We start from the raw sequence: 2,015 nt of genomic DNA on the forward strand, positions 1-2,015 counted from the left end.
TGACCATGTTCAACACCGTGTTCTACCTGGTCGTGCAGGTGCCGATCATGCTGATCCTGGCGATGGTGCTCGCCAACCTGCTCAACGACCCGAAGCTGCGGGCGAAGGGCCTCTGGCGCACCATGATCTTCCTGCCGTGCGCCGTATCGCTGGTGTCGTACTCGCTGGTGTTCCGCACCATGTTCGCCACCGACGGGCTGGTCAACGACGTGCTGATGGGGCTCGGCCTCATGCACGACCCGCTCAACTGGCTCGGCGAGCCCTGGACGGCGCGGATCGTCATCGTCATCGGCCTGCTGTGGCGGTGGACCGGCTACAACATGATCTTCTTCCTCGCCGCACTCCAGAACGTCGACCAGTCCACCCTCGAGGCCGCGCGCATCGACGGTGCCGGCGCCTTCAAGACGTTCTGGTTCGTCACCGTGCCGCAGCTGCGCCCGATGATCGTGCTCACCGCGATCATGTCGATCAACGGCACCCTGCAGCTGTTCGACGAGTCCTGGGCGCTGACCAAGGGCGGCCCGGCGTACAGCTCGATGTCGATGTCGCACTACCTCTACGAGCTGGCGTTCCTGAAGAACCCCAACGTCGGCTACGCCTCGGCGATCTCGTACGTGATCCTGATCATGGTCGCGGTGCTCGCGATCATCCAGATGAAGGTGGGTGACAAGCGTGACTAGCCTCCTGCCGGACGCGGCCGCGAAGACACGGCTCCGAAGCAGGCGCTTCGCATGGCGGCGCGTGCCGGGCTACGCCTTCCTGACGGTGTTCGCCCTGTTCTCGGTCTTCCCGCTGTACTTCATGCTGGTCTCGTCGACCAACTCCACCCGTGACGTGCTCGGCTCGCGGATGACCCCGGGCGGGCACCTCATCGACAACCTGGTGGCGCTGACCTCCCAGCAGGACATCGGCGCGGCGATGATCAGCTCGTTCCTGATCGCCGTGGGCACCACCGTGCTGGCGCTGATCGTCTGCGGCATCGCCGGCTACGGGTTCGAGATCTATCACTCGCGGGGCAAGGACGTCGTGATGGCGGTCCTGATGCTGGCGATGATGATCCCGTTCGCGGCGATCATGATCCCGCTGTTCCGCATGTTCGCAGAGGTGGGCATGGTCAACTCGCTGCTGGCGGTGATCATCCCCTCCATCTCCACGCCGCTGCTGATCCTGCTGTTCCGGCAGGCGTCGCGCTCGTTCCCGTACGAGATCATCGAGGCGGCCCGCATCGACGGCCTGAAGGAGCTCGCCATCTTCTGGCGCATCTACGTGCCGACGATGAAGTCCACCTTCGCGGCCGCCGCGGTCATCACGTTCATGGCGTCGTGGAACAACTTCCTCTGGCCGCGCGTGATCCTGCTCGACAACGCCGTCCAGACGATGCCCATGCTCATCGCCAACCTCACCGCCGGGTACGTCACCGACTACGGCGTGCTCATGCTCGCCGTGCTGCTGGCATCCCTTCCGACCATCTTCATCTTCCTCATCCTGCAGCGCGCGTTCGCACAGGGGATCACCGGAGCCATCAAGTGACATTCCATCCCGCTTTCGACATCGATCGCATCGCCGACCCGACGTTCGTCTCCGAGAACCGGATGCCCGCACATTCCGATCACCGCTGGTTCGCCGACCTCGACGAGGCGCGCGACGGGACGAGCTCGTTCGAGCAGTCGCTGAACGGCCTGTGGAAGTTCTTCTGCGCCCGCAACCAGGGGCAGGTGCCGGCCGATCTCGCCGACCCGTCGCTCGACGTCTCGGGGTGGGATGACATCCCGGTGCCCTCGCACCTGCAGCTGGAGGGGTACGACCGGCCGCAGTACGTCAACACGCGCCGATCATCTCCCTCATCGCGCCGTCGACGTTCTCCACCGTCAACTTCTCCGTTTCGGGGGAGGGAGATGATCGGCGCGTCGTTCGACGCCGCTGCGGGAGTGGTCGTCGATGCCTCGGGTGCGCCGTTGGACTCTTCCTCGCTGCCCTTGTCGTCGACACCCTGCACGGAAGGCCCCGGCACGCAG

2 protein-coding genes and 1 pseudogene are annotated in these 2,015 nt (G+C 65.0%); all 3 read left to right on the forward strand.

The annotated features are described in order from the left end of the window. A partial coding sequence (locus KZA10_RS13445; RefSeq protein WP_218683127.1) for a carbohydrate ABC transporter permease occupies positions 1-680 on the forward strand: 680 nt, incomplete at its 5' end. 61 nt (positions 681-741) lie between these two features. Beyond that, positions 742-1,530, forward strand: coding sequence for a carbohydrate ABC transporter permease (locus tag KZA10_RS13450; protein WP_308289675.1), 789 nt, complete (start codon positions 742-744; stop codon positions 1,528-1,530). Continuing rightward, positions 1,527-2,015, forward strand: a pseudogene (locus KZA10_RS13455) (hypothetical protein); the annotation flags it as partial. The gene KZA10_RS13450 and the pseudogene KZA10_RS13455, both read left to right, overlap by 4 nt.

Source organism: Microbacterium sp. BF1 (genome assembly GCF_019279095.1).
Lineage (GTDB): Bacteria > Actinomycetota > Actinomycetes > Actinomycetales > Microbacteriaceae > Microbacterium > Microbacterium maritypicum.